Source organism: Streptomyces shenzhenensis (assembly GCF_021462265.1).
GTDB lineage: Bacteria > Actinomycetota > Actinomycetes > Streptomycetales > Streptomycetaceae > Streptomyces > Streptomyces shenzhenensis.
The window spans coordinates 1-24,378 of sequence record NZ_JAJONF010000028.1 but is presented as its reverse complement, the minus strand read 5'-3'; the positions used below and the strand labels follow the sequence as shown (position 1 = coordinate 24,378).

The 24,378-nt window shown below is 70.6% G+C and carries 23 protein-coding genes and 1 pseudogene; 10 read left to right on the top strand and 14 right to left on the bottom strand.

All coding sequences use genetic code 11. The features are described 5' to 3' along the window. Positions 1-37: 37 nt before the first annotated feature. Entirely contained in the window at positions 38-1,279 is a 1,242-nt protein-coding gene (locus tag LQ326_RS30130) for an acetate kinase (protein ID WP_234542207.1), read from the bottom strand. Then, a complete protein-coding gene (gene pta, locus LQ326_RS30125; protein WP_234542206.1) occupies positions 1,276-3,390 on the bottom strand; it encodes a phosphate acetyltransferase in 2,115 nt (704 codons plus the stop codon). The genes LQ326_RS30130 and pta overlap by 4 nt, the downstream gene beginning before the upstream one ends. Positions 3,391-3,617: 227 nt before the next feature. Between pta and LQ326_RS30120 the strand changes: the two genes are divergently transcribed. After that, the gene (locus LQ326_RS30120) at positions 3,618-4,643 is read left to right on the top strand and encodes an ATP-dependent 6-phosphofructokinase (protein WP_234542205.1); all 1,026 of its coding nucleotides are present in this window, start codon (positions 3,618-3,620) and stop codon (positions 4,641-4,643) included. A 110-nt stretch (positions 4,644-4,753) separates the two neighbouring features. Here LQ326_RS30120 and LQ326_RS30115 read toward each other — a convergent pair whose 3' ends face one another. The 6 genes from LQ326_RS30115 to LQ326_RS30090 form a co-directional block, all read right to left on the bottom strand. Next, a complete protein-coding gene (locus tag LQ326_RS30115; RefSeq protein ID WP_372496984.1) occupies positions 4,754-5,473 on the bottom strand; it encodes an XRE family transcriptional regulator in 720 nt (239 codons plus the stop codon). Between the two features lie 91 nt (positions 5,474-5,564). Next, positions 5,565-6,395: a carbohydrate ABC transporter permease gene (locus LQ326_RS30110; protein WP_234542203.1), complete on the bottom strand. Its 831-nt coding sequence runs from the start codon at positions 6,393-6,395 to the stop codon at positions 5,565-5,567. A gap of 8 nt (positions 6,396-6,403) precedes the next feature. After that, positions 6,404-7,300 (bottom strand): carbohydrate ABC transporter permease, encoded by an 897-nt coding sequence (locus tag LQ326_RS30105; RefSeq protein WP_372496983.1) that lies wholly within the window; start codon positions 7,298-7,300, stop codon positions 6,404-6,406. Between the two features lie 8 nt (positions 7,301-7,308). After that, positions 7,309-8,676 (bottom strand): extracellular solute-binding protein, encoded by a 1,368-nt coding sequence (locus LQ326_RS30100; RefSeq protein ID WP_234542201.1) that lies wholly within the window; start codon positions 8,674-8,676, stop codon positions 7,309-7,311. Positions 8,677-8,829: 153 nt separating this feature from the next. Continuing rightward, the gene (locus LQ326_RS30095; RefSeq protein WP_181802713.1) at positions 8,830-9,021 is read right to left on the bottom strand and encodes a hypothetical protein; all 192 of its coding nucleotides are present in this window, start codon (positions 9,019-9,021) and stop codon (positions 8,830-8,832) included. Positions 9,022-9,030: 9 nt separating this feature from the next. Next, positions 9,031-9,882, bottom strand: coding sequence for a DUF5753 domain-containing protein (locus tag LQ326_RS30090; protein ID WP_234542200.1), 852 nt, complete (start codon positions 9,880-9,882; stop codon positions 9,031-9,033). Positions 9,883-10,135: 253 nt separating this feature from the next. Here LQ326_RS30090 and LQ326_RS30085 point away from each other — a divergent pair, with 253 nt between their 5' ends. Beyond that, complete coding sequence (locus LQ326_RS30085; protein WP_234542199.1) at positions 10,136-10,603, top strand: ATP-binding protein; 468 nt, start codon at positions 10,136-10,138, stop codon at positions 10,601-10,603. Between the two features lie 64 nt (positions 10,604-10,667). Here the strand turns inward: LQ326_RS30085 and LQ326_RS30080 are convergent, their stop codons facing one another. Beyond that, positions 10,668-10,907, bottom strand: a complete 240-nt coding sequence (locus LQ326_RS30080; RefSeq protein WP_234542198.1) for a hypothetical protein — start codon at positions 10,905-10,907, stop codon at positions 10,668-10,670. Positions 10,908-11,025: 118 nt separating this feature from the next. Between LQ326_RS30080 and LQ326_RS30075 the strand changes: the two genes are divergently transcribed. From LQ326_RS30075 to LQ326_RS30065, 3 genes are all read left to right on the top strand, one after another. Beyond that, complete coding sequence (locus tag LQ326_RS30075) at positions 11,026-11,292, top strand: type II toxin-antitoxin system Phd/YefM family antitoxin (protein WP_181802710.1); 267 nt, start codon at positions 11,026-11,028, stop codon at positions 11,290-11,292. Beyond that, on the top strand, positions 11,285-11,548 hold the full coding sequence (locus LQ326_RS30070; RefSeq protein WP_181802709.1) for a type II toxin-antitoxin system RelE family toxin: 264 nt from the start codon (positions 11,285-11,287) through the stop codon (positions 11,546-11,548). Before LQ326_RS30075 ends, LQ326_RS30070 begins: the two co-directional genes overlap by 8 nt. Positions 11,549-11,662: 114 nt before the next feature. Beyond that, positions 11,663-12,223 carry a hypothetical protein gene (locus LQ326_RS30065; RefSeq protein ID WP_234542197.1) on the top strand — a complete coding sequence of 187 codons (561 nt, stop codon included), beginning with the start codon at positions 11,663-11,665 and terminating at the stop codon, positions 12,221-12,223. Positions 12,224-12,461: 238 nt separating this feature from the next. Here the strand turns inward: LQ326_RS30065 and LQ326_RS30055 are convergent, their stop codons facing one another. Then, positions 12,462-13,172 (bottom strand): response regulator, encoded by a 711-nt coding sequence (locus LQ326_RS30055; protein WP_234542196.1) that lies wholly within the window; start codon positions 13,170-13,172, stop codon positions 12,462-12,464. Further along, positions 13,169-14,812 carry a sensor histidine kinase gene (locus tag LQ326_RS30050; RefSeq protein ID WP_234542195.1) on the bottom strand — a complete coding sequence of 548 codons (1,644 nt, stop codon included), beginning with the start codon at positions 14,810-14,812 and terminating at the stop codon, positions 13,169-13,171. The genes LQ326_RS30055 and LQ326_RS30050 overlap by 4 nt, the downstream gene beginning before the upstream one ends. Before the next feature lie 180 nt (positions 14,813-14,992). Between LQ326_RS30050 and LQ326_RS30045 the strand changes: the two genes are divergently transcribed. The 5 genes from LQ326_RS30045 to LQ326_RS30025 all read left to right on the top strand — a co-directional run bounded on the left by LQ326_RS30045 (position 14,993) and on the right by LQ326_RS30025 (position 20,609). Further along, a complete protein-coding gene (locus LQ326_RS30045; protein ID WP_372496993.1) occupies positions 14,993-16,330 on the top strand; it encodes a cation:dicarboxylate symporter family transporter in 1,338 nt (445 codons plus the stop codon). Positions 16,331-16,627: 297 nt separating this feature from the next. Next, a complete protein-coding gene (locus LQ326_RS30040) occupies positions 16,628-17,401 on the top strand; it encodes a DUF2127 domain-containing protein (protein WP_234542193.1) in 774 nt (257 codons plus the stop codon). A gap of 29 nt (positions 17,402-17,430) precedes the next feature. Beyond that, positions 17,431-17,859, top strand: coding sequence for a MerR family transcriptional regulator (locus LQ326_RS30035; protein WP_181803379.1), 429 nt, complete (start codon positions 17,431-17,433; stop codon positions 17,857-17,859). A gap of 14 nt (positions 17,860-17,873) precedes the next feature. Further along, a complete protein-coding gene (locus LQ326_RS30030; protein WP_234542274.1) occupies positions 17,874-18,191 on the top strand; it encodes a thioredoxin family protein in 318 nt (105 codons plus the stop codon). A gap of 180 nt (positions 18,192-18,371) precedes the next feature. After that, positions 18,372-20,609, top strand: coding sequence for a HelD family protein (locus tag LQ326_RS30025; protein WP_268207739.1), 2,238 nt, complete (start codon positions 18,372-18,374; stop codon positions 20,607-20,609). Here the strand turns inward: LQ326_RS30025 and glgB are convergent. The 3 genes and pseudogenes from glgB to LQ326_RS30010 all read right to left on the bottom strand — a co-directional run. Further along, positions 20,584-22,758: a 1,4-alpha-glucan branching enzyme gene (glgB, locus tag LQ326_RS30020; RefSeq protein WP_234542272.1), complete on the bottom strand. Its 2,175-nt coding sequence runs from the start codon at positions 22,756-22,758 to the stop codon at positions 20,584-20,586. The two genes, LQ326_RS30025 and glgB, sit on opposite strands and share 26 nt — an antisense overlap. A 27-nt stretch (positions 22,759-22,785) precedes the next feature. Then, entirely contained in the window at positions 22,786-24,165 is a 1,380-nt protein-coding gene (locus LQ326_RS30015) for a maltokinase N-terminal cap-like domain-containing protein (RefSeq protein ID WP_234542192.1), read from the bottom strand. 111 nt (positions 24,166-24,276) lie between these two features. Further along, a pseudogene (locus LQ326_RS30010) lies at positions 24,277-24,378 on the bottom strand (alpha-glucosidase C-terminal domain-containing protein); the annotation flags it as partial.

The following is a 24,378-nucleotide window of genomic DNA, read 5'->3' as shown; positions in this document are numbered from 1 at the left end:
TCCGTCTGGTGGAAGATACAAATGGGCGCTAATGTGCTCAGCTGTTATTTCCGACCGGTGCCGATCCGGATCCCGTGCCGACGAGCGCGTAGGTCTGGGTCGCGATCTCCAGTTCCTCGTCCGTCGGCACCACCGCGACGGCGACGCGCGCGGCGGCGGGCGATATCAGCCGCGCCCGGTCCGTCCGTACGGCGTTCAGCTCCGGGTCGACGGCGAGGCCCAGCCCCTCCAGGCCCGCCACGGCCGCCTCGCGCACCGAGGCCGCGTTCTCGCCGACCCCCGCCGTGAAGGCCACCGCGTCGACCCGGCCGAGCACGGCGCAGTACGCGCCGATGTACTTCTTCAGACGGTGGATGTAGATGTCGAAGGCGAGCCGTGCCTCTTCGTCGCCCTCGTCGATCCGGCTCCGGATCTCCCGCATGTCGTTGTCACCGCACAGACCGAACAGACCACTCCTCTTGTTGAGAAGAGTGTCGATCTCGTCCATGGACAATCCGCCAACTCGCGCCAAATGGAAAATGACGGCCGGGTCCAGATCGCCGGAACGGGTTCCCATCACCAGTCCCTCCAAAGGCGTCAGCCCCATCGAGGTGTCCACACACCGGCCGCCCTCGACGGCCGACGCGGACGCGCCGTTGCCGAGATGCAGCACGATGACGTTCACGTCTTCGGGTGCCCTTCCCAGCAGCCGCGCGGTCGCCCGGGACACGTACGCGTGCGAGGTGCCGTGGAAGCCGTAGCGGCGGATCCGGTACCGGTCGGCGATCTTCGGGTTGATCGCGTAACGCGCCGCCGACTCCGGCATCGTCGTGTGGAACGCCGTGTCGAAGACGGCGACCTGCGGCAGGTCCGGGCGCAGCGCCTGTGCCGTGCGGATGCCGGTCAGGTTGGCCGGGTTGTGCAGCGGGGCGACCGGGATCAGCCGCTCGATCTCGGTGAGCACCGCGTCGTCGATCACCGTCGGCTCGGTGAAGAACATCCCGCCGTGCACCACCCGGTGCCCGATCGCGGCCAGCTCCGGCGAGTCCAGCCCCAGCCCGTCCTTCGTCAGCTCCTCCGCCACGGCCTTCAGGGCGGCCTCGTGGTCGGCGATCGGCCCGTTCTGCTCGCGGGTGTCACCGCTGCCGAGGCAGGTGTGCGTGAGCCGGGAGGTCTGCTCGCCGATCCGTTCGACGAGTCCGACCGCCAGCCGGCTGCTGTCCCGCATGTCCAGCAGCTGGTACTTCAGCGACGAGGAGCCGGAGTTGAGGACGAGGACACGGGTCGCACTGTGGCTCACTGGGCGGTTGCCTTCTCGCTCGGGGAGGCGGCCGGGGACTCGGCCGGGTTCTGGGCCTGGATCGCCGTGATGGCGACGGTGTTGACGATGTCCTGGACGAGGGCGCCCCGGGACAGGTCGTTGACGGGCTTGCGCAGCCCCTGGAGCACCGGCCCGACCGCGATCGCGCCGGCCGACCGCTGTACGGCCTTGTAGGTGTTGTTGCCGGTGTTCAGATCCGGGAAGATCAGCACGCTGGCCTGTCCGGCGACCTCGGAGCCGGGCAGCTTGGTGGCGGCCACGGACGGCTCGACGGCCGCGTCGTACTGGATCGGCCCCTCGATCTTCAGGTCGGGCCGCCGGGAGCGGACCAGCTCGGTCGCCTCCCGCACCTTGTCCACGTCCGCTCCCGAACCCGACGTGCCCGTGGAGTACGACAGCATCGCGATCCGCGGCTCCACCCCGAACCGGGCGGCGGTGACGGCCGACTGGACCGCGATGTCGGCGAGTTGCTCGGCGTTCGGATCCGGGTTGACCGCGCAGTCGCCGTAGACCAGCACCTTGTCGGCGAGGCACATGAAGAAGACGGACGAGACGATCGAGGACCCCGGCGTGGTCTTGATGATCTCGAAGGCCGGGCGGATGGTCGCCGCCGTGGAGTGCACGGACCCGGAGACCATGCCGTCCGCGAGCCCCTCCTGCACCATCAGGGTGCCGAAGTAGTTGACGTCGGAGACCACGTCGTACGCCAGCTCCACCGTCACGCCCCGGTGGGCGCGGAGCAGGGCGTACTGCTCGGCGAAGCCCTCGCGCAGCTCGGAGGTGGCCGGGTCGATCAGCTGGGCGTCGCCGAGGTCGACGCCGAGGTCGGCGGCCTTCTTGCGGATCTGGTCGACGGGGCCGAGCAGGGTGATGTCACATACCCCCCGGCGCAGCAGCACCTCCGCCGCGCGCAGCACCCGCGCCTCGGTCCCCTCCGGCAGCACCACCCGGCGCCGGTCGGCACGCGCCTGCTCCAGGAGCTTGTGCTCGAACATCATCGGGGTGACCCGGTCGGTGCTCGGCGCCGAGATCCGCTTGTTGAGGCCGGCGGTGTCGACGTACCGCTCGAACAGGCCGAGCGCGGTCTCCGCCTTGCGCGGGGTGGCCGCGTTCAGCTTGCCCTCAAGGGAGAACAGCTGGGCGGCGGTCGGGAAGCTGTTGCCGGGCACCGAGATGACCGGGGTGCCCGGGGCGAGGCGGGCGGCGAGGGTGAGGATCTCGTCGCTGGGCCACTCGTTCAGGGTGAGCAGCACGCCGGCTATCGGCGGGGTGCCGGCGCTGTGCGCGGCCAGTGAGCCGATGACCAGGTCGGCCCGGTCGCCGGGGGTCACCACCAGGCAGCCCGGCGTCAGGGCGGGCAGGAACGTCGGCAGCATCGCACCGCCGAACACGAAGTCCAGCGCGTCCCGGGCGAGCCCCGAGTCGTCGCCGAGCAGCACCTTCGCGCCGAGCGCGTGGGTGATCTGGGCGACCGTCGGCGCGGACAGCGCGGGCTCGTCCGGCAGCACGTACACCGGCACCGGCAGCCGCCCGTCGAGCCGCTCGGCCATCGCGTCCCGGTCCTCGCGGGCGACCCGGTTGGCGACCATCGCCAGCACGTCGCAGCCGAGGCCGTCGTACGCCCGGAAGGCGTTCCACGTCTCCGCGAGCACCGACTCCGCGTTCTGGTCCCGGCCGCCGACCACCGGGATCACGGAGGCGCCGAACTCGTTGGCGAGCCGGGCGTTCAGGGACAGCTCGTCCGCGAACTGGGTGTCGGCGAAGTCGGTGCCGAGGACGAGGACCACGTCGTAGTCGCGGGCGACCAGGTGGAAGCGGTCGACGAGGGTGGACACCAGCTCGTCGGCGCCGCGCTCGGCCTGGAGCGCGGAGGCCTCGTGGTAGTCCATGCCGTAGACGGTCGCCGGGTCCTGGGAGAGGCGGTACCGTGCCCGCAGCAGCTCGAACAGACGGTCCGGATCGTCGTGGACGAGGGGCCGGAAGACCCCGACCCGGTCGACCTGCCGGGTCAGCAGCTCCATCACGCCCAGCTCGACGACCTGACGGCCGTCGCCGCGGTCGATCCCGGTCACGTACACGCTGCGCGTCACGTGTGCACTCCGTTCCGTCCTCGCCATGCCATAAAAGCCATGCCATAAAAATCGCCCACCGGGGTGAGCGGAACCCCCTTGACAATACCTTTGGACATGGATAGGGCGCCCATCAGTCGTGGTCCCTGCCAGGGGAGACCAATGTCACGGAATCCGCGATGCCCAGTACGGCATGAAACAATCGGACCGGCTCACCGGCAACGACAGCGAGCAGGAGACACACCACCATGCGCATCGGAGTTCTCACCGCAGGCGGCGACTGCCCCGGCCTGAACGCCGTCATCCGATCGGTGGTACACCGCGCTGTCGCACAGTACGACGACGAGGTCATCGGTTTCGAGGACGGCTTCCGGGGTCTGCTCGACGGCCACTACCGCCCCCTCGACCTGGATGCCGTGGGCGGCATCCTGGCCCGCGGCGGCACGATCCTCGGCTCGTCACGGCTGGAGCGGGACCGGCTGCGGGAGGCGTGCGAGCGGGCCACCGACATGGCCGAGGAGTTCGGCATCGACGCGCTGATCCCCATCGGCGGCGAGGGCACGCTGACCGCGGCCCGCATGCTGTCCGACGCGGGCCTGCCGGTCGTCGGCGTCCCGAAGACCATCGACAACGACATCTCGTCCACGGACCGCACCTTCGGTTTCGACACGGCGGTCGGCGTCGCGACGGAGGCGATGGACCGCCTGAAGACCACCGCCGAGTCCCACCAGCGGGTGATGGTGGTCGAGGTCATGGGCCGGCACGCCGGCTGGATCGCCCTGGAGTCCGGGATGGCCGCCGGCGCCCACGGCATCTGCCTCCCCGAGCGGCCCTTCGACCCGGCCGACCTGGTCAGGATGGTCGAGGAGCGCTTCGCCCGCGGCAAGAAGTTCGCCGTGGTGTGCGTGGCAGAGGGCGCCCATCCCGCCGAGGGCACGATGGACTACGGCAAGGGCGAGATCGACCAGTACGGCCACGAGCGCTTCCAGGGCATCGGCACGGCACTGGCGTACGAGCTGGAACGGCGGCTCGGCAAGGAGGCCAAGCCGGTCATCCTCGGGCACGTCCAGCGGGGCGGCACGCCGACGGCCTACGACCGCGTCCTCGCGACGCGGTTCGGGTGGCATGCGGTGGAGGCCGCGCACCAGGGGGAGTTCGGGCGGATGACGGCGCTGCGGGGTACCGACATCGTGATGGTGCCGCTGGCGGAGGCGGTGACCGAGTTGAAGACGGTGCCGAAGGACCGGATGGACGAGGCCGAGTCCGTCTTCTAGGGCGGGGGATGCGCTGCGGACCGCGGTGCGTGGGGGCTGGTCGCGCCCACGCGGCGGAGCCGCTGCCGAACACCGCCCCGCGCCCCCGAGGGGCGTCCAGCGGGGCGTGTTCAGGCAGTCCCCTCCACTTCGTTCCAGAAGCGCGTCACTATGCGGGCCAGGAAGTCCTCGCCCGTCCGCTGCGCGTGCCCTGCGGCCGCGGAGCCGCCCCATGACAGCGTTGCCGTCATCTGCCTCTGGTACTCCTCGTGCAGGTCGCGCAGCGTGTCCTCGATCAGGCGCTTGTCCAGCGGGACGAGCTTGCTCATGTGCCGGACGTAGGCCTGCCAGCGGGTGGTGACCGCGCTTCGCAGCAGCTCGGCGAGCTTCTCCTCCTTTCCCGTCACGGTGATGAAGTCCGGCAGGGACAGCCGCAGTACGTCGGCCAGGACGGCGGACTGCCGTTCCGTGCCGTGCCACTCGCCGTCCTCCTCCATGCCCAGGTAGACGAGAAAGTCGAGGCCGACGGCCAGCGCCACGTCCTCCGGAGCCAGCCCCCGGGCGATCCGGTGTTCGCGCAGGGTGCGCGGGCGGCCGATCAGGTCGCCCGGGGTGCACCACAACACACCCGCGAGAGCGGCGAGTTCGGGACTGGTGGGGGCCATGGCCCCCTGCTCCCAGGCGCGCACGAGATCCGGCGTGACGTACGGCAGCCCGTACGAGGCCCGCAGGTCGTGGGCCACGTGCTCGGGCCCCATGCCGAGAGCGGCACGGAGTCTGCGGGCCGCGGGGGCGTTGAACGGGGGACCTGGCTGGTTCGGCAGAGCTGGGGGTCGGCGCACAGCCGACACCGTAGGGGTGCCCGAGGGCACTGACTACGGTCCGTCCGGCCAGGAACACGGATGGTACGAACGTACGGTTTCGGCCGGACGGCCGAGCTGTTCATCCCTTGACAGCGCCCCCCAGCGCGAACCCGCCTCCCAGCCGGCGCGCGACCAGGACGTACAGCAGGATCACCGGCGTCGAGTAGATGACGGAGAAGGCGGCGAGCTGGCCGTAGGCGACGGCGCCGCGGTTGCCGAAGAAGTCGTTGATGCTGACGGAGGCGGGCATCTGGTCCGGCGAGAGCAGCAGCATGAACGGGACGAAGAAGTTGCCCCACATCATCACGAAGGCGAAGACGGTGACGACCGCGAGGCCGGGCCCCATCAACGGCAGCACGATCCGCACCAGCGACTGGGCGGAGTTGGCGCCGTCCGTCCACGCGGCCTCCTCCAGCTCCTTCGGTACGCCGTCCATGAAGTTCTTCATCAGCCAGATGGCGAAGGGTAGTTGGGAGGCGGCGAAGAACAGGATCGTGCCCTGCATGGTGTCGATGAGGTTGATCCGTACGAACAGGGCGTACACCGGCACCATGATCGCGGTGATGGGCAGGCTCGTCGCGAAGAGGATGGAGAGCAGGAACGGCCGGTTGAGCCGGGAGCGGTAGCGGGAGAGCGGGTAGGCGGCGAGAGCGGCGCAGCCGACGGTGAGCGCGGTGGCGCCGCCGCACAGGACGAGGCTGTTGAGGAGCGGGGTGTAGGTGATGTCGGGGGTGAGGATCGCGTCGAAGTTGGCGAAGGTGAACCCGTCCGGGATCCGCACCCTCAGACCGGCGTGCGGGTCGATGGCGGAGAGCAGCACCCAGGCGAGCGGGAGCACGAAGGCGGCGGCCAGGACGAGGAGGCCGAGGTCGGCGGCGAGGCGGCGCGAGCGGCGCCGGTTGCGGGGCATCTGTCGGCTCACACCTCCGTGCGCAGCAGCCGCATGTAGACGACCGAGAAGAGCGAGCCGACCAGGAGCAGCAGCAGGGCGACGGCGGTGCCGTACCCGATCATGCTGTTCTGGAAGGCCTGTTCGTACATGAAGAGGGGCAGGGTCTGGCTCCGGTCGCTGGGCCCGCCGCGGGTCATCACCCAGATCAACCCGAAGACGGAGAGCGTCTGGAGGGTGTTGAGCATCAGGTTCGTCCCGATGGACCGCCTGATCATCGGCAGCGTGATGTGCCACATCCGGCGCCAGCCGCCGGCCCCGTCGACCTCCGCCGACTCCTCGATCTCGGTCGGTATCTCGTCGAGGGCGGCGGAGTAGACGAGCATCGAGAAGGCGGTGCCGCGCCACACGTTGGCGAACGACACGGCCAGGATGGGGAGGGTGAACAGCCAGTTCTGGGACGGGAGACCGAGGAAGTCGAGGAGGGCGTTGAGCGTGCCTTCCCGCCGGAAGAAGGCGTACAGCAGAAACCCGGCGACGACCTCCGGCAGCACCCACGCCGTGATCACGATCCCACCGGTGAGCGTCCGTACCGGCTTCGACGCCCGCCGCATCAGGGTGGCGAGCGCCAGCCCCAGCGTGTTCTGCCCGACGAGCGCGGAGAGCACGGTGAAGACGAGGGTCAGCCAGACGGCGTTCAGGAAGGCGTCGTCGTCGAACGCCCTGCGGAAGTTGGCGAAGCCGACGAAGGAGGAGTGCGCCTGGCCGGTGAGCTGGAGGTCGGTGAAGGCGATCCAGGCGCAGTAGGCGATGGGCCCGCCGAGGAAGAGGAGGAGCAGGGCCAGGGCGGGGGTGAGGGGGAGGGCGCGGAACAGTCGCCGGCCGGTCACCGGGCGAGCGACCGAACGCCCCCTTGGCTGACGCACTGAGTGACTCACTGGGTGACCACTTGGTTGTCGGTGACGTCCTTGAGCGTCGAATCGTAGGTACTCGCCGCTTTGTCGACCGACGCGTCACCGGTGGTCACGCTCTCCATGGCCTCCTGGATGGCGGTGGAGACCTTCGGGTAGGCCGGGTAGGCGGGCCGGTAGTGGGTACTGGCGACCAGGTCCGTGAAGAACTTGATACCGGGCTGGGCGGATGTGTACGACGGATCGCTCGCGACGTCCTTGCGCACCGCGATCCCGGAGTTGGCGATGTACCACTTCTGGGCGTTCGCCTTGGTCTGCATGGTCTTCACGAAGTCGAAGGCGAGGTCGGGGTTGGCCGCCTTGCTGGGGATGGCCCAGGTCCAGCCACCGGACATGCTGACCTTGCCGGGGGCCTGGCCGTGCTGGGTGGGCATGTAGGCGAGGCCGAGGTCCTTGGACCAGTCCGGCCACTCGTGCCCGCTGCCCTTCAGCCAGTCCTGCGGCAGCCAGGACCCGTCGAGGTCGATGCCGAGCTTGCCCTGGGGGAGGAGTTCACCGCGGACGGCGGTGCCGAAGTTCGGGTCGAGGGCGTCGGAGACGTCCGGCCCCAGCTTGTCCTTGTACACGGTCTCGACGAAGGACAGCGCGTCCTTGAACCCCTGGCTCCCGGCGATCCACTTCCTGCCGGTCCTGTCGTACAGGGGGTCGGTGGTCCCGTCGTTGGTGCCGTACAGCAGCATCTCGAAGCCCTGCATGGTGGCACCCTCGCCGACGGGCTTGCCCGTGTAGACGTTCAGCGGCGTGACGCCGGGGACCTTCTCCTTGATGGTCCGGGCGGCGGCGAGCACGTCGTCCCAGGTCTTCGGCTGCCAGTCGGTGGGCAGCCCGGCCTTCTTGAACACCCGCTTGTCGAACCAGAGCCCACGGGTGTCGGTCCCGTCCGGGACGCCGTACGTCTTCCCGTCCTCACCCTGGGCAGCCGCCTTGGCGGTGTCGACGAACTGCCCCCAGTCCTGCCACTTGGCGAGGTACGAGTCGAGGGGCTTGAGATACCCGCTGGTGATGTCCGAGTTGATGAGGAAGGTGTCCTCGTAGACCAGGTCGGGAGCGGTCCGGGGCGACCGGAGCATCTGCTGCAGCTTCGTGTAGTACTCGGAGTCCGGGGCCTTGATCGGAACGAGCTCGACCTTCTTCCCCGGGTACTCCTTCTCGAACTGCTTCTTGATGTCGGCGAGATACGTGTCCATCACCTTGATGGAGTTGTCCGTGGACTGCTTGAAAGAGATCTTCACGGTGTCGGGGCTGCTCCCGGACCCGCTGCCGCACGCGGTGAGGGAAGCGGCGGCGGTGACGAGGGAGAGGGCAAGGACGCTGACGGCGGTGGGGCGCACGGGCACGACCTCCTCGGCGGCCACTGCGCTGTGGCCTGGGGGTTCGTCTCTCTGCCGTGTGAAGGTAAGTGGAGTGGTCTAGTCAGGTCAATGAGTGTGCGGGGGTTTGCTGGGGCACGGGGAGGTGAGGTTGCCCCGTGTATTCCGTATGCCCTAGAGGAGGTGGTCGGCTCTGCCGGCCTTGATGTCACGGATGAGGGTGCGGAGGGCTTCGCGGGTGTCGGTGAGGTAGGTGTCCTCCTGACCGGCGACGGCTATGTAGGCGTTGCCCTGGGGGTCGGTGCCGAGGCGGAAGCAGTTGGCGCCCTCGGTGCAGAACGGCTCTTCCCAGGTGATGTCAGGCATGGGGGCTCCTCAGAGGTTGCGGGCGATGGCCTGGATGAAGTCGCGCGAGGCCTCGGGTGAAAGCGACGCGGCTTCCATCCAGTCCAAGTGGGCCCGGTACTTGTCGAGTTGTGACTGGCCGTGGGTGAACTCAGGGCCGTGTGCGGAGTCCAGTTCCACGGTGTCGAGCTGGGGAACCGGCCCCTCGGCGTAGGTCACCGCCTGACCGGCCCCGGGAAACACTCCGACTATGAAGGGGATCACGCGCACGTTGATGTTGTCACGCTCGGATGCCTCGCACAGATGGTCCAGTTGTCCTCGCGTCACCTTGGCACCGCCGAACTCCATCCGCAGGGCTGCCTCGTGTACGTATCCCGTGTACGTGATGGGGTCTTCGCGGAAGAGCACCTGCTGCCGCTGCATGCGCAGGGCCACGCGCAGTTCGACCTCTGCAGCCGAGAGGGGTGGCAGCGCGGCGGAGAACATCGTGCGGGCGTAACCGTCGGTCTGGAGCAGGCCCGGCATGATCAGGGACAAGCCGACGCGGACGCTCTTGGCATGCCACTCCAACTCCGCGATGTCGAGGAGCCCCGCGGGAAGCTGCCCACGGTACGCGTCCCACCACGCCCGCTTGCGTTCGCTCGCCATCTCGGCCAGCGCGTCGACGTACGCCTCGTCATGACAGGCGTAGTTGCACGCGAGGACCCGCACACGCTCGGGGGAGATGGCGCGGGCCCCCGCTTCCATGTTGGACACCTTGGTGCGGTCAAGTCCGAGCAACCCGGCGGCGTAGTCGGTGGTCGCGTCCGCCGCGATCCGCATCTTGCGCAACTCGGCACCAAGCCGCTTCTGGCGCTCCGTGGGCGTTGACCTCGGTGGCATGTCTCAGTTCCTCCGTTGGTTGTGGCGCAAGTCTGCCTCCCGAGCGCGGGCTCGGTCCACCTCGATAGTGGCAATCTCGTTGAGTGAGTGGCAAAAAGCCCCCTGATATCTCTACAGTCGGTGATGGGTCACTTACGGATCGCCGTCGCCGGAAGTGCATCGCGCGAGCCTGTTCGGGTTCGCGCGGCAGGCCACCGGTGGTGCCGTGTGAGTGCCTCAGGTCCTTTACGTCGCAGAGGAGTTACTCATGGTCATGCCCTGCCCTATCGTCACGGACGTCTCGGAAGCGGCGCCGCCCTCCGCCGACACGCTCGCCTACAGCTTCACGTTGCCCGCGGGCGCGGCCAGTTGCCGGGTCGCGCGGGTGGCCACCCGGGCCGTGCTGAAGGTGCACGGGCTGGAGGGGCTGACAGATGCGGCCGTGCAGGTGGTGAGTGAACTGGCCGCTTGTGCTTGCCGGTTCACGCCGGGGGAGGACATGTACGTGTCGCTGCGGTACCGGGAGGACGCGTTGCGGGTGATCCTCTACGACGGGCACCCTCGGCATCATCACCCACGGGTGGCGGAGGCCTGCGAGGTGCGGAGGAGGGCCGCGCTGCGGGTGCTGGGGTGCGTGGTGCGGGCGTGCGAGGGGGACTGGGGGTTCGGGGAGGGGCGGGAGCCTGGGGGCGGGACTCGGATGTGGGCGGTGTTGCCTGGGTTGGGGGCTCGAGGGTGGTGAGGGGCCGGGCGAGTTCGACGGCCCGGGCGCGGGCGTCCGGTTCGCGGTGGGGCGGTCGCCGCGCTCATGCGGTGTTGCACAGAGCACGGCTGGCCAGGGCGACGGAGTGGTCCGGAATGATGGTCTCCAGGTCGATGAGGCGTACCGGCGAAGTTTCCGGGTACGGACCATCGCCGCGTGCTGATCGCCTTCCGTGACCGCCCTGACGGGACGCCTGCCGCGCGCTCCTCGCCGAACAGAGGGACCGGACGTTGCTGATCCTGGGCAACGTCTCGGACCCCGCGGTCTTGTCGATGTCGCCCATGCCGGTGATGGTGAAGGCGAGTGGTGGGAGGGCGTCCCCGTCAGCCCTGTCCGGAGCTCGGCGGCGCTGGGCATCTGCGCCCTTGTGTACACATGGAACATTTGGTAACTTCGGGTGTATGACGCAGATGCCCATAGAGTCCATCCGTGATGTGCGTGCCCATCTGGCTGAGGTGGTCGAGCGCGCCGATCGTGACGACACTCCGACGGTGATCACTCGACGCGGCAAGGAGGTCGCCGCGGTCGTGTCGATCGAGGTCCTGCGCAGGTATCAGGAATGGGAAGAGCGCGAGATCAACCGCGTCATCGACGAGCGCATGGCGAATCCGGCCGCCGGTGTCCCGATCGAGGACGTCATGAAGGAGACGCTGGCACGAAGTGAGTAAGTACCGCACCGTCTTCCGGCCCGAGGCTCAAGCGGAGCTGCGCAAGGTTCCTCGGGACACGGCTTTGCGCATTCTGGTCAAGTTGACGGAACTGGAGGGCGATCCGCTCGGTTTCAACACCACTGCACTGGTCTCCCAGCCGGACCGGCGCCGACTGCGCGTCGGGGACTATCGCGTCATCTACACCATCGACAACGGCGAACTCGTGGTGTGGGTTGTCCAGGTGGGCCACCGGTCCACTGTCTACGGCACCTGAGAACCGGACGTCCATTCATGCGGCAAGGGGGGCGCGGTGGCGGTTTTAGAGTGGCGTCGCACAGCTGTCGACGGGTGCGAGTCGCGGTAGGCCGCACAGGGGGAGAGGCGCCGTATGCCGGAACGAGACGTCACCGTGGGGCAGTTGCTGCTCGCCGAGTACCAGACGGTCAAGGACGAGCAGAAGGCGCGGATCGGGTTCCGGGACAATCTCCTGTATGTGACGCTCGGAGTCGTCGCCGCGGTCATCGCGGCCGCAGCGCAGGCCAAACAGGCGCCGATGCTGCTGGCGTTGCCGCCGGTGTGTGTGGTGCTCGGGTGGACCTACCTGGTCAACGACGAGAAGATCTCGGCGATCGGCCTCTACGTGCGGGACGAGCTGGGGCCCCGGCTCGCCCGACTGGCTTCTGCGGACGGGGAGTTCCCCACCTTCGGCTGGGAGGCGTACCACCGGACCGACGTCCGGCGGCGGACCCGTAAGACCATCCAGGCCATGATCGATCTGACGGCGTTCTGCGCGGTGCCGCTGGCGGCGCTGGTGGTGTTCTGGGCGGGTGGGAACGGGGGTGGGCTGCTGGTCGGGCTGTCGGTCCTGGAGGCGCTTGCCGTGGCGGGGCTCGGCGCGCAGATCCTGCTGTACATGAGGCCGGCGAGACCGGCACGGACGCTGGTCTGACGCCGTACCGCCGGCGTCGGGTTCTGGTCACGTCCCGCGACCGGCTGCCCCGACTCCGCGCTCGGCTGTTGCCGGGCCGGAGCGTACGAGGCCGCCGACCGCCCCGTGGGCGCACGCACTGCCTACTTCCGGGCCGCCGACGCCCCCACTGAAGCCGCCCAAGCCCGCGCCCGAGCCGGCAGGCTCACCGCCGCCCCTCCCCACGAACCCACCCGAGCCCGCGCCCACGCCGCCGGGCTCACCGCCGCCCCTCCCCACGAACCCACCGGTAAACCAGCTCCGGCCTCCCCACCTGTCCGTACAACGGACTCCGCCCCGCCCGCCCCGCCTCCACCAGATGCTCCAGATACCGCCGGGCCGTGATCCGGGAGATCCCCACGCTCTCCGCGAGCGCCGCCGCGGTCAGCCCCTCCTCCGCCTCCCGCAACGCGACCGTCACCCGTTCCAGGGTCGGCGCGCTCAGGCCCTTCGGAAGCGCGGCGGGCGACGGCGCGCGCAAGGCGGCCAGCGCCCGGTCCACCTCGTCCTGCCCGCTCGCCTCGCCCGCCGCCGCCCGGAACTCCGCGTACCGCGTCAGCCGGTCCCTGAGTGTCGCGAAGGTGAACGGCTTCAGGACGTACTGGACGAAGCCCAGGGAGACACCTTCCCGCACCACCGCCAGATCCCGCGCCGACGTCACCGCTATGACGTCCGCCTGATGTCCCGCCGCCCGCAACGACCGCGCGAACTGCAGGCCGTGCACGTCCGGCAGGTGCAGGTCCAGCAGCAGCAGGTCCACGGCCGTACGGTCCAGGATCCGCCGCGCCTGCGCCCCCGTGTGCGCCTTGCCCACCGCCACGAACCCCGGCACCCGGCCCACGTACATGACATGCGCGTCCGCGGCCACCGGGTCGTCCTCGACGACCAGGACTCTGATCGGCTCCCCCGTCGTTCCGGTGATTCCGGTCATCGCACCTCGCCCCCCGCCACCGACGCCCGCAACGGCAGCCGCACCTCGAACACCGCCCCGCCCTCCGCCGCCTCCGTCACCGTCAGGATGCCGTCCAGCCGTACGACCGCCTGCCGTACCAGGGCCAGCCCCAGGCCCCGCCCGCCCGGTCCCGCCGGCTTCGTCGAGAAGCCGCGCTGGAAGACCAGCTCGGCGTGGGCGGGGTCGACCCCCGCGCCCGTGTCCGTCACCCGGAGCACCAACTCGGCGTCCTCGGCGTCGTCGGCGTCGTCGGTGTATGCGGTCACCGTCACGCGGGCCCGTACCGTCCCCTGCGCCGCGTCCACCGCGTTGTCGATCAGGTTGCCGAGGATGGTGACCAGATCGCGCGCCGACAGGCTCTCCGGCAGCAGACCGTCATCGAGCCGGCTCTCGTCCGAGACCACCAGCTCCACGCCCCGCTCGTGCGCCTGGGCGGTCTTGCCCAGCAGCAGGGCGGCGAGGACCGGCTCGCTGACCGCCGCCACCACCTGGTCGGTCAGCGCCTGCGCCAGCTCCAGCTCCGCCGTCGCGAAGTCGACCGCCTCCGGCGCCCGGCCGAGTTCGATCAGCGACACCACCGTGTGCAGACGGTTCGCCGCCTCGTGGGCCTGGGACCTCAAGGCCTGCGTGAAGCCGCGCTCCGAGTCCAGCTCGCCCATCAGGGACTGGAGTTCGGTGACGTCTCGCAGCGTGACCACCGTGCCGCGCCGCTCGCCGCCCGACACCGGTGACGTGTTCACCACCAGCACCCGGTCCGCCGTCAGGTGCACCTCGTCCACCCGCGGCTCGGAGGCGAGCAGCGCACCGGTCAACGGCGCCGGCAGACCCAGCTCCACCACCGGGCGGCCCACCACCTCGTCCTCGGGACCCACGCCCAGCAGCTCCCGGCCCCCGTCGTTGATCAGCGCCACCCGGTACCGGCCGTCCAGCATCAGCAGGCCCTCACGCACCGCGTGCAGGGCCGCCTCGTGGTAGTCGTGCATGCGGCTCAGCTCCGCCGCGTTCATGCCGTGGGTGTGGCGGCGCAGGCGCGCGTTGATGACGTACGTGCCCAGCGCGCCCAGCAGCAGCGCGCCCGCCGCGACCCCCAGCAGCGCCGTCACCTGCTCCTGCGCCCGCTCGCTGATCGCCTCCACCTTGATGCCGGCGCTCACCAGGCCGATCACCCGGCCGTTCTCCTCCACCGGGGTGACCGTGCGGACGGAGGAGCCGAGGGTGCCCTTGTAGGTCTCGCTGTAGGTGTGGCCCCGCTGGGCCGCCTCGATGTGGCCGAGGTAGTGCCTGCCGATCTGCGTCCGGTCGGGGTGGGTCCAGCGGATGCCGTCCGGGGTCATGATCGTGACGAAGTCGACCTCGGTGTCCCGCATCACCTGGAGGGCGTACGGCTGGAGCTGAGCCGAGGGGTCCGGGGTGTGGACGGCCGCACGGACCGAGGGGGCGTCGGCGACCGAGCGGGCCACCGCCGTCGCCTGCCGGGTCGCCGCCTCCTGCGCCTGGTGGCGGTCGCTGACGTACGTGAACAGCGCGTAACCGGCGACCACGACCGCTATCAGCACGGCCTGCATGGCGAACAGCTGGCCGGCCAGGCTGCGGGGGCGGGGTACGGACGGGAAACGCATGTCAGCAGTGTGCCTCCCGGCGCGGGCGTGAACTCAATGAACGCAAGGGTGACCGCCCTCACAGGCCGGGAGATAGTCACGGCATCCCCCACACCCCCGGACGTGAGCCGCACGCCGGTCATACCGACGAAGACGTCAAGGAGGCGAGCCGTGACGACGACGCCTACGGCAGTACCCGCCGTGAAGAGAGACCGCACCCACTACCTGTACCTCGCGGTGATCGCCGCGGTCGCCCTCGGTATCGCGGTCGGCCTCATCTGGCCCGACGCCGGGATCGAGCTCAAGCCGCTCGGTACCGGTTTCGTCAGTCTCATCAAGATGATGATCTCGCCGATCATCTTCTGCACGATCGTGCTCGGGATCGGGTCCGTGCGCAAGGCGGCCAAGGTCGGTGCCGTAGGCGGTATCGCGCTCGGCTACTTCCTGGTGATGTCGCTGGTCGCGCTGACCATCGGCCTTGTGGTCGGCAACATCCTGCACCCCGGTGACGGGCTGCACATCACCAACGCCCTCAAGGCCACCGGACACGCCCAGGTGGACTCCGAGGCGCTCGGCGGCGTCGACTTCGTGCTGTCGATCATCCCGACCACGTTCGTCTCCGCCTTCACCGAGGGCCAGGTGCTGCAGACGCTGCTGATCGCGCTGCTCGCCGGGTTCGCGCTGCAGGCCATGGGATCGGCCGGGCAGCCGGTGCTGCGGGGTGTCGAGCACATCCAGCGGCTCGTCTTCCGCATCCTGGGCATGATCATGTGGGCCGCGCCGATCGGCGCGTTCGGCGCGATCGCCGCCGTGGTCGGGTCCGCCGGGCTGGACGCGCTCAAGAGCCTCGCCGTGCTGATGCTCGGCTTCTACATCACCTGCGCCCTGTTCGTCTTCGTGGTGCTCGGCACGGTGCTGCGGATCGTCTCCGGGCTCAGCATCTTCACGCTGTTCAAGTACCTCGCCCGTGAGTTCCTGCTGATCCTCTCCACCTCCTCCTCCGAGTCCGCGCTGCCGCGGCTCATCGCGAAGATGGAGCACCTGGGCGTCAGCAAGCCGGTCGTAGGCATCACCGTGCCGACCGGGTACTCGTTCAACCTCGACGGCACCATGATCTACATGACCATGGCGTCGCTGTACATCGCCGACGCTCTCGGTACGCCGATGTCGATCGGCGAGCAGATCCCGCTGCTGCTCTTCCTGCTGCTGGCCTCGAAGGGCGCGGCGGGCGTCAGCGGCGCCGGCCTCGCCACCCTGGCCGGTGGCCTCCAGTCGCACAAGCCCGCGCTGGTGGACGGCGTCGGTCTGATCGTCGGCATCGACCGGTTCATGAGCGAGGCCCGCGCGCTGACCAACTTCGCCGGCAACGCGGTCGCCACCGTCCTGATCGGCACCTGGACCAAGGAGATCGACAAGACGCGGGTGCGGCAGGTGCTCGCCGGTGAGCTGCCGTTCGACGAGAAGACGCTGCTGGACGAGGGGGAGCCGGTGGTTGCGCCTGACCTTCCCGAGCAGCGCGAGGAACTGGCGAAGGCGTAGTGCGCCGTCGTCGGGTGCGGGTGGGTGGGGGCTGGTCGCGCAGTTCCTCGCGCCCCTGACGGGGCGCTGCTCCGCAGCATCCATGAAGCCGCCGGACGTCCGGCTCGGCCTGAACCCGGGCCGGCCGTCCGGCCGCCGGTCTCCGGGCGGCTGGGAACTCCCCCCTTGACCCAGCCGCCCGGTTCACCGTTTCGCCACGGGTGTGCCGACCCCTCGGCCACGCCCGTCAGCCGGATCCACTAACGTGCCGTTCCTGTCCAACGCGAAACGGCACGTCGGCAAGGGGAGGCACGGGGGATGGCGATCGACTGGGACCGGCGGCACTGCGCGCGCAAGGGGCACGTGACCTATGCCCCGGACGATCCGCGGCTGCGGGTGCGGCTGCACACCCAGACCGCGGTCGGGGAGGCCTGGCGGTGTCTGCGGTGCGGCGACTTCGTGCTCGGTGAGCCGCACGGCTCGGGGCCGGCGGCCGACGCCCCGCTGGTGCCGCGCGGGAAGGTGCTGCGGGACCTGTTCATCCTGCGCTTCCTGGCGATCGAGCGGGCCGTGCGCGGCGTGTTCATCGTGCTGGTCGCGGTCGCGGTGTGGAGGTTCAGCAACAGCGAGGACGCCGTGCGCCGGCTCTTCAACGAGTACCTGAACACGTTCCGGCCGGTCTTCCGGCACTTCCATTACGACCTCGACCACTCACCGGTCGTCGGCTCCATCCAGAAGGCCTTCGGCTACAAGCACTCCACGCTGCTGCTGGTGGCCGCGGTGCTGCTGGCGTACGCGCTGATCGAACTCGTCGAGGCGGTCGGGCTCTGGTACGCCAAGCGCTGGGCGGAGTACCTGACGGTGGTCGCCACCGCCGCGTTCCTGCCGCTGGAGATCTACGAGCTCACCGACAAGGTCAGCTACCTGAAGATCGCGACGCTGGTGCTGAACATCATCGCGGTGCTCTACATCGCCCTCGCCAAGCGGCTGTTCGGGCTGCGCGGCGGGCGCAGGGCCTTCGACGAGGAGCGGCACAGCGCCTCGCTGCTCGAGGTCGAGGAATCGGCGGGGGTCCAGCCGACCTTGTCTTGACGTCGACGTCAGGTCTTACGGTCGTAGGCATGCGAATCGGCGAGCTGGCCGCACGGGCCGGGACCACCACACGCGCGCTGCGGTACTACGAGGCGCGCGGGCTGCTGCCCGCGCGGCGGGCCCAGAACGGCCACCGGACCTACGACGAGAGCGATCTGAGGCTGCTCACGCAGATCCGGACGCTGCGGGACTTCGGGTTCGAGCTGGAGGAGACCCGGCCGTTCGTGGAGTGCCTGCGGGCCGGACACCCGGAGGGCGACACCTGCCCGGCGTCGCTCGCGGTCTACCGGCGCAAGCTGGCGGAGCTGGACTCGCTCATCGGCGAGTTGCAGGCCGTGCGGGCGACGGTCGGGGCCCAGCTGGCGCGCGCCGAGCGGGCGCGGGACGAGCTGGCCGCCGAGGCGCTGGTTCCGGGGGGTCCGGAGCCGACCTGTGAACTGGGAGGACCCAGGCAATGATCAAGGCGGCGGGTGTGACCGAGGTGACGGACGCGGACTTCGCGGCGGAGGTGATCGGGGCGGAGCTGCCGGTGCTGGTGGAGTTCACCGCCGACTGGTGCCCGCCGTGCCGGCAGATGGGGCCGGTGCTCACGGCTCTCGCCGCCGAGGAGGGCGAGCGGCTGAAGGTGGTGCAGCTGGACGTGGACACCAATCCGGAGACGACGAACGCCTACAAGGTGCTGTCGATGCCGACGTTCATGGTGTTCCGGGGCGGCGAGCCGGTCAGGTCGATGGTGGGCGCCCGGCCCAAGCGGCGACTGCTGGAGGAGCTGTCCGACGTGCTGCGCTGAACCGGCCGGTGGTACGAAGAATCCCCCGAGCAATTGCGCTCGGGGGATTTCTTTGCGTATATTCGGCAGTTCGTGACTTCGGGTCGAGATTGAATTCGATCGAGCCGCGAAGAAGTTCAGTGCGCACAGTATATCCGGCCGGGAGCGGAATTGTCAAACACCGAATTTCCAGACGATGAATTGCGTCACGAGCAGGAATTCATCGACGGACTGTACGCGCGGGTGGACGCCCTGCGCGGCGACACCGAGGACTCGGTCGCGGACGCCCTCGCCCTGGGCGACAAGCCGATGCAGGCCCGGCTGGAGCGGGACATCCTGGTCACCGAACGCTCCGGGCTGCTCGCCGCGCTGAACGCCGTGGACGGGTCGCTGTGCTTCGGCCGGATCGACCTGACGTCCGGTACCCGGCACCACATCGGCCGGATCGGGCTGCGCCTGGACGACGCCGAGCGCACCCCCGTCCTCGTCGACTGGCGTGCCGAGGTCGCCCGCCCCTTCTACCTGGCCACCGGCCACACCCCGATGGGCCTGCGCCGCCGCCGGCACATCGCCACCGACGGCCGCCGGGTCACCTCCCTGCACGACGAGATCCTCGACCTCGGCGACCGCGAGCGCACCGGCCACGAGGACCCGTCCGGGGACGCGGTGCTGCTCGCCGCGCTCAACTCGGCCCGCACCGGCCGGATGACCGACATCGTGCAGACCATCCAGGCCGAGCAGGACGAGATCATCCGGGCGCCGTACCGCGGGGTCCTGGTGGTCGAGGGCGGCCCGGGGACCGGCAAGACCGCGGTCGCGCTGCACCGCGCCGCCTTCCTCCTCTACGAGTACCGGGAGCTGCTCGCCAAGCGGGCGGTCCTGATCGTCGGCCCCAACCCCGCCTTCCTCGGCTACATCGGCGAGGTGCTGCCCTCGCTGGGCGAGACGGGGGTGCTGCTGGCCACGGTCGGTGAGCTGTTCCCCGGTGTGAAGGCGACGGCGTCCGACACCCCTGAGGCGGCCGCCGTGAAGGGCCGCGCGGACATGGCCGACGTGCTCGCCGCCGTCGTACGGGACCGGCAGGCGCTGCCCGACCCGGTCCTCACCGTCGAGCACGACCGTGAGGTGCTGATGCTCGACGACGGCCTGGTGAACATGGCCCGCGAGCGCACCCGCGCCGCCCGGCTGCCGCACAACGTGGCCCGCGAGCACTTCGAGGGACACATCCTCAACACCCTCACCGACCTGTACGCCGAACGCGTGGGCACCGACCCCTTCGACGGCAGCAACCTGCTGGACCCCTCCGACATCACCCAGATCCGCGACGACCTCGCCGAGAACCCCGAGGTGTGGTCCGCCGTCGACCAGCTGTGGCCGCGGCTGACCCCGCAGCGCCTGGTCGCCGACTTCCTCGCCGGCCCCGAGGGATACCTGAGCGACGAGGACGCGGCCGCGGTGCGCCGCCCGGTGACGCGGGCCTGGACGGTCTCGGACGTGCCGCTGCTCGACGAGGCGGCCGAGCTCCTCGGCGTGGACGAGCGGCTCGCCCGGGCCCGCGCCGAACGCGAACGCGAGACGCAGATCGCCTACGCCCAGGGCGTCCTCGACGTCTCCTACGCCTCCCGCACCTACGAGTTCGACGACAAGGAGGACAGCGACCCCGACGCCTCCGAGGTGCTGTCCGCGCACCACATCATCGACGCCGAACGGTTCGCCGAGCGCCAGGAGGAGGAGGACTTCCGCAGCGCGGCCGAACGGGCGGCGGCGGACCGCACCTGGGCGTTCGGGCACATCATCGTCGACGAGGCGCAGGAGCTGTCGCCGATGGCCTGGCGGCTGCTGATGCGGCGCAGCCCGACCCGCTCGATGACCCTGGTCGGCGACCCGGCCCAGACCGCGGAGGCGGCGGGCGTCGGCTCCTGGGCGGACATCCTCGGGCCGTACGTCGAGGACCGCTGGGACCACACCCGCCTCGGCGTCAACTACCGCACCCCCTCCGAGATCATGGACCTCGCGGCGGCCGTGGTCCGCGCCGAGCACCCGGACTTCGATCCCCCGAGCTCGGTCCGCTCGACGGGTGTACGGCCGTGGGTGCGCGCGACGGACGACCTGCCCGGCGCCGTCCGGAAGGCCGTCGCCGAACTCACCCCGGCGGAGGGCCGGCTGGCGGTGATCGCCCCCCGCGACCTGCACCGCGCCCTCGCCGCCCGCCTGGACGGCGTCACGGCCGGCGCCGAGCCCGACCTGACCCGGACCGTCGTCCTCCTCGATCCGCGCCAGGCCAAGGGGCTGGAGTTCGACTCGGTCCTGGTGGTGGAACCGGGCCGCTACGGCACCAGCGACCTGTACGTGGCACTGACCCGGGCGACCCAGCGGCTGGGGGTGCTGCACACCGGCGACCTGCCGGCCGGGCTCAGGCAGGCCGCAGCCACACCGTAGCCAGCGGGGGCAGCGTCAGGCGGATGCTCGCCGGGCGGCCGTGGGCGCCCTGCGGCTCCGGCTTCACCGGGTCGGGGTTGGTGACGCCGCTGCCGCCGTAGCGCGCCGCGTCGGTGTTGAGGGCCTCGTGCCAGGCGGGGATCTCGTCCGGGACGCCCAGCCGGTAGTCGTGGCGGACCACGGGGGAGAGGTTGGAGACGGACAGGAGCGGCGTTCCCCCGGCGTCCAGGCGCAGGAACGCGAAGACGTTGTCCTCGGCCGCGTCCCCCGCGATCCACTGGAAACCGGCGGGTGCCGTGTCCCGCTGCCACAGGGCCGGGGTCGCGCGGTACACCGTGTTGAGGTCGCGGACCAGGTCCCGCACGCCCCGGTGGTCGGCCTCGGCGCCGTAGGCGGGGTCGAGCAGCCACCAGTCGGGGCCGTTCGCCTCCGACCACTCCGCGCCCTGGGCGAACTCCTGCCCCATGAAGAGCAGTTGCTTGCCCGGGTGGGCCCACATGAAGGCCAGGTAGGCACGGTCGTCCGCGCGCTGCCGCCACCAGTCGCCGGGCATCTTCGAGACGAGTGAGCCCTTGCCGTGCACGACCTCGTCGTGGGAGATGGGCAGGACGTAGTTCTCGCTGTACGCGTAGACCATCGAGAAGGTCATCTCGTGGTGGTGGTACCTGCGGTGCACCGGTTCATGGGACATGTAGGCGAGGGAGTCGTGCATCCAGCCCATGTTCCACTTCAGGCCGAAGCCGAGACCGCCGCTGTCGGTGGGGCGGGTCACGCCCTCCCACGCCGTCGACTCCTCGGCGATCGTCACCACGCCCGGCGCCCGGCGGTAGACCGTCGCGTTCATCTCCTGCAGGAACGCCACCGCGTCCAGGTTCTCCCGGCCGCCGTGCTCGTTCGGCGTCCACTGCCCCGGCTCGCGCGAGTAGTCGAGGTAGAGCATGGAGGCCACCGCGTCGACGCGCAGCCCGTCGATGTGGAACTCCTCGCACCAGTACACGGCGTTCGCCACCAGGAAGTTGCGCACCTCGCGGCGGCCGAAGTCGAACTCCAGGGTGCCCCAGTCGGGGTGCGCGGCCCGCAGCGGGTCCGCGTGCTCGTACAGCGGCCGGCCGTCGAACTCCGCGAGCGCCCAGTCGTCCCGCGGGAAGTGCGCGGGCACCCAGTCCATGATCACGCCGATGCCCGCCCGGTGCAGGGCGTCGACCAGGTACTTGAAGTCGTCGGGGGTGCCGAGCCGGGCCGTCGGCGCGTAGAAGCCGGTGACCTGGTAGCCCCAGGAGCCGCCGAAGGGATGCTCCGCGACCGGCATCAGCTCCACGTGTGTGAAGCCCAGGTCGCTGACGTAGGCGGGCAGCTGCCCGGCGAGTTCCCGGTAGGTCAGGCCGGGACGCCAGGACGGCAGGTGCACCTCGTAGACCGAGAAGGGGGCCTCGTGGACGGGGGTGTCGCCCCGGTGCGCCATCCACTCCCCGTCCGTCCACTCGTGGTGGGACGCGTGGACGATCGACGACGTGTGCGGCGGCACCTCCGTACGCCGGGCCATCGGATCCGCCCGCAGCGTCCGGGACCCGTCCGGGCGGGTGATCTCGAACTTGTACAGCTCGCCCGCGCCGACACCCGGCAGGAACAGCTCCCAGATCCCCGAGGAGCCGAGCGAGCGCATCGGGTACCCGGTGCCGTCCCAGAAGTTGAACCCGCCGGCCAGCCGCACCCCCCGCGCGTTCGGCGCCCACACCGCGAACCGGGTGCCCGCCACCCCCTGGTGGGTCGTCGGACGCGCGCCGAGCACCTCCCACAGCCGCTCGTGCCGGCCCTCGCCGATCAGGTGCAGGTCCAGGTCGCCGAGGGTGGGCAGGAAGCGGTACGCGTCCTCGGTCTCCTGGACCGTCCCCTCGTACTCCACCAGCAGCCGGTAGACCGGTACGTCGGTGACGGGGAGCAGCACGGAGAAGAAGCCGTCGCCGTCGTCGTGCAGTTCGGCCCGCAGGTCCTCGCCCGCGACGGCCGTCACCGCGCGGGCGTACGGGCGGAACGCGCGGACGGCGACGCCGCCGGGGACCGGATGCGCGCCCAGCACCGAGTGCGGGTCGTGATGGGTGCCGTGCAGCAGCCGCTCACGGTCGCCGCCGGCTACGGGCACGGGGTTCATGGAGGTCACGGACGCGTCTCCCGGAGATCAGGTCGGGTCAGGGGTGGCCAGGCGGTGTACGGCCGACAGCGGGACGGGAAGCCACTCGGGCCGGTGCCGGGCCTCGTAGACGACCTCGTAGACGGCCTTGTCGGTCTCGTAGGCCCGCAGCAGGACGGGATCGGTGCGCGGGTCGACGCCGGCGGTCTCGGCGTAGCCGGAACAGTAGGCCGCCCGGCACACCTCTGCCCAGCCGGGGGCCGGCGGGGTCACCGAGCGGGCCGCGTAGTCGAAGGAGCGCAGCATCCCGGCGATGTCCCGCACCGGCGGCTGGGGCATCCGGCGCTCGGCCAGCGGGCGGGCCGGCTCCCCCTCGAAGTCGATCAGCGACCACTCCCCGGACGGCGCGCGCAGGCACTGCCCCAGGTGCAGGTCGCCGTGGATCCGCTGGGCGGTCCAGGTACGGCCCTCGGCGGCCAGGTCGCCCAGCGCGGTGTAGGCGGAGCGCAGCCCGTCCTCGTACGGGCCCAGCGCCGGCACCGCCTGCACGGCCGCCGCCAGCCGCTCGACCATGCCCGCGACCTGCGGCTCCAGTTGGCTCTGCCCGACGGTGACGGTGGGCAGCGCCTGGGCCAGCGCCGTGTGCACCTCGGCGGTGGCCCGTCCCAGCGCCCGCGCCTCGGCCGCGAAGTCCTCGCCCTTCGCCAGCTCGCGAAGCGCCAGCTCCCAGCCGTCGGTCGCGCCGCGCACGAACGGCTGGAGGACGGCCAGGACGTACGGCTCACCGGGTCTGCCGGCCGGCTCCGCCCGCAGCCAGGCCGTCGGGGCCGGCACCCGGGCGCAGCCCTCGCGGGCCAGGGCCAGGGGTATCTCCAGATCGGGGTTGACGCCGGGCACGACCCGGCGCAGCAGCTTCAGGATAAACGTATCTCCGTAGACGACCGACGAATTGGACTGCTCGCCGGTCATCAGCCGGGCCACCAGCCCGTCGCGTATCTCCTGGCCCGGGTCGCGCTCGAAGCGCAGCCCGCCGATCCGGGCCTGGGTGCGCAGGGCCTCCAGGAGCACCTCGGCGGGCCGGGGGTCGTACAGGGCGTCGTAGACCGTCTGCCCGGCCAGCGGGCCCTCGGTCACGTGTCCGATCAGCGCGGGCGCCAGCCGGGGCGGCAGCGCCTCGCGCACGCCTATGAGGAGCTGGTAGCAGTCGCCGGCCTCGGCGGGGGCGGGCGGCTGATGGGCGCGGACCAGCAGATGGCGCAGGCCCAGCCGGCCGTCCGCCGGCAGGAGTTCGGTGTCGGCCACCAGGGAGAAGCCGGTGACCGGGCTTCCCTTGCCGGCGAACCAGCGCTGCCGGGGCAGCCACTCGCGCAGCAGCGGGTCGAGCGAGGCGAGCAGAGCGGGCGTGGAGAGACTGACCGTGTCCGCCATGGCGGTACGTCCTTTCCCCGGTCGGCGGGGGCGTTAGTGATGCGTGCCCCGGGCGGGGCGGAGGAAACACAACCGCCGCCGCCCGGGGTGGACTCTGCGGGGTCCGCCGTCCTACGCCGCGTCCGCGCGCAGGCGGAACCAGTAGAAGCCGTGCCCCGCGAGGGTGAGCAGATACGGCAGCTCGCCGACCGCGGGGAAGCGGACCCCGCCGAA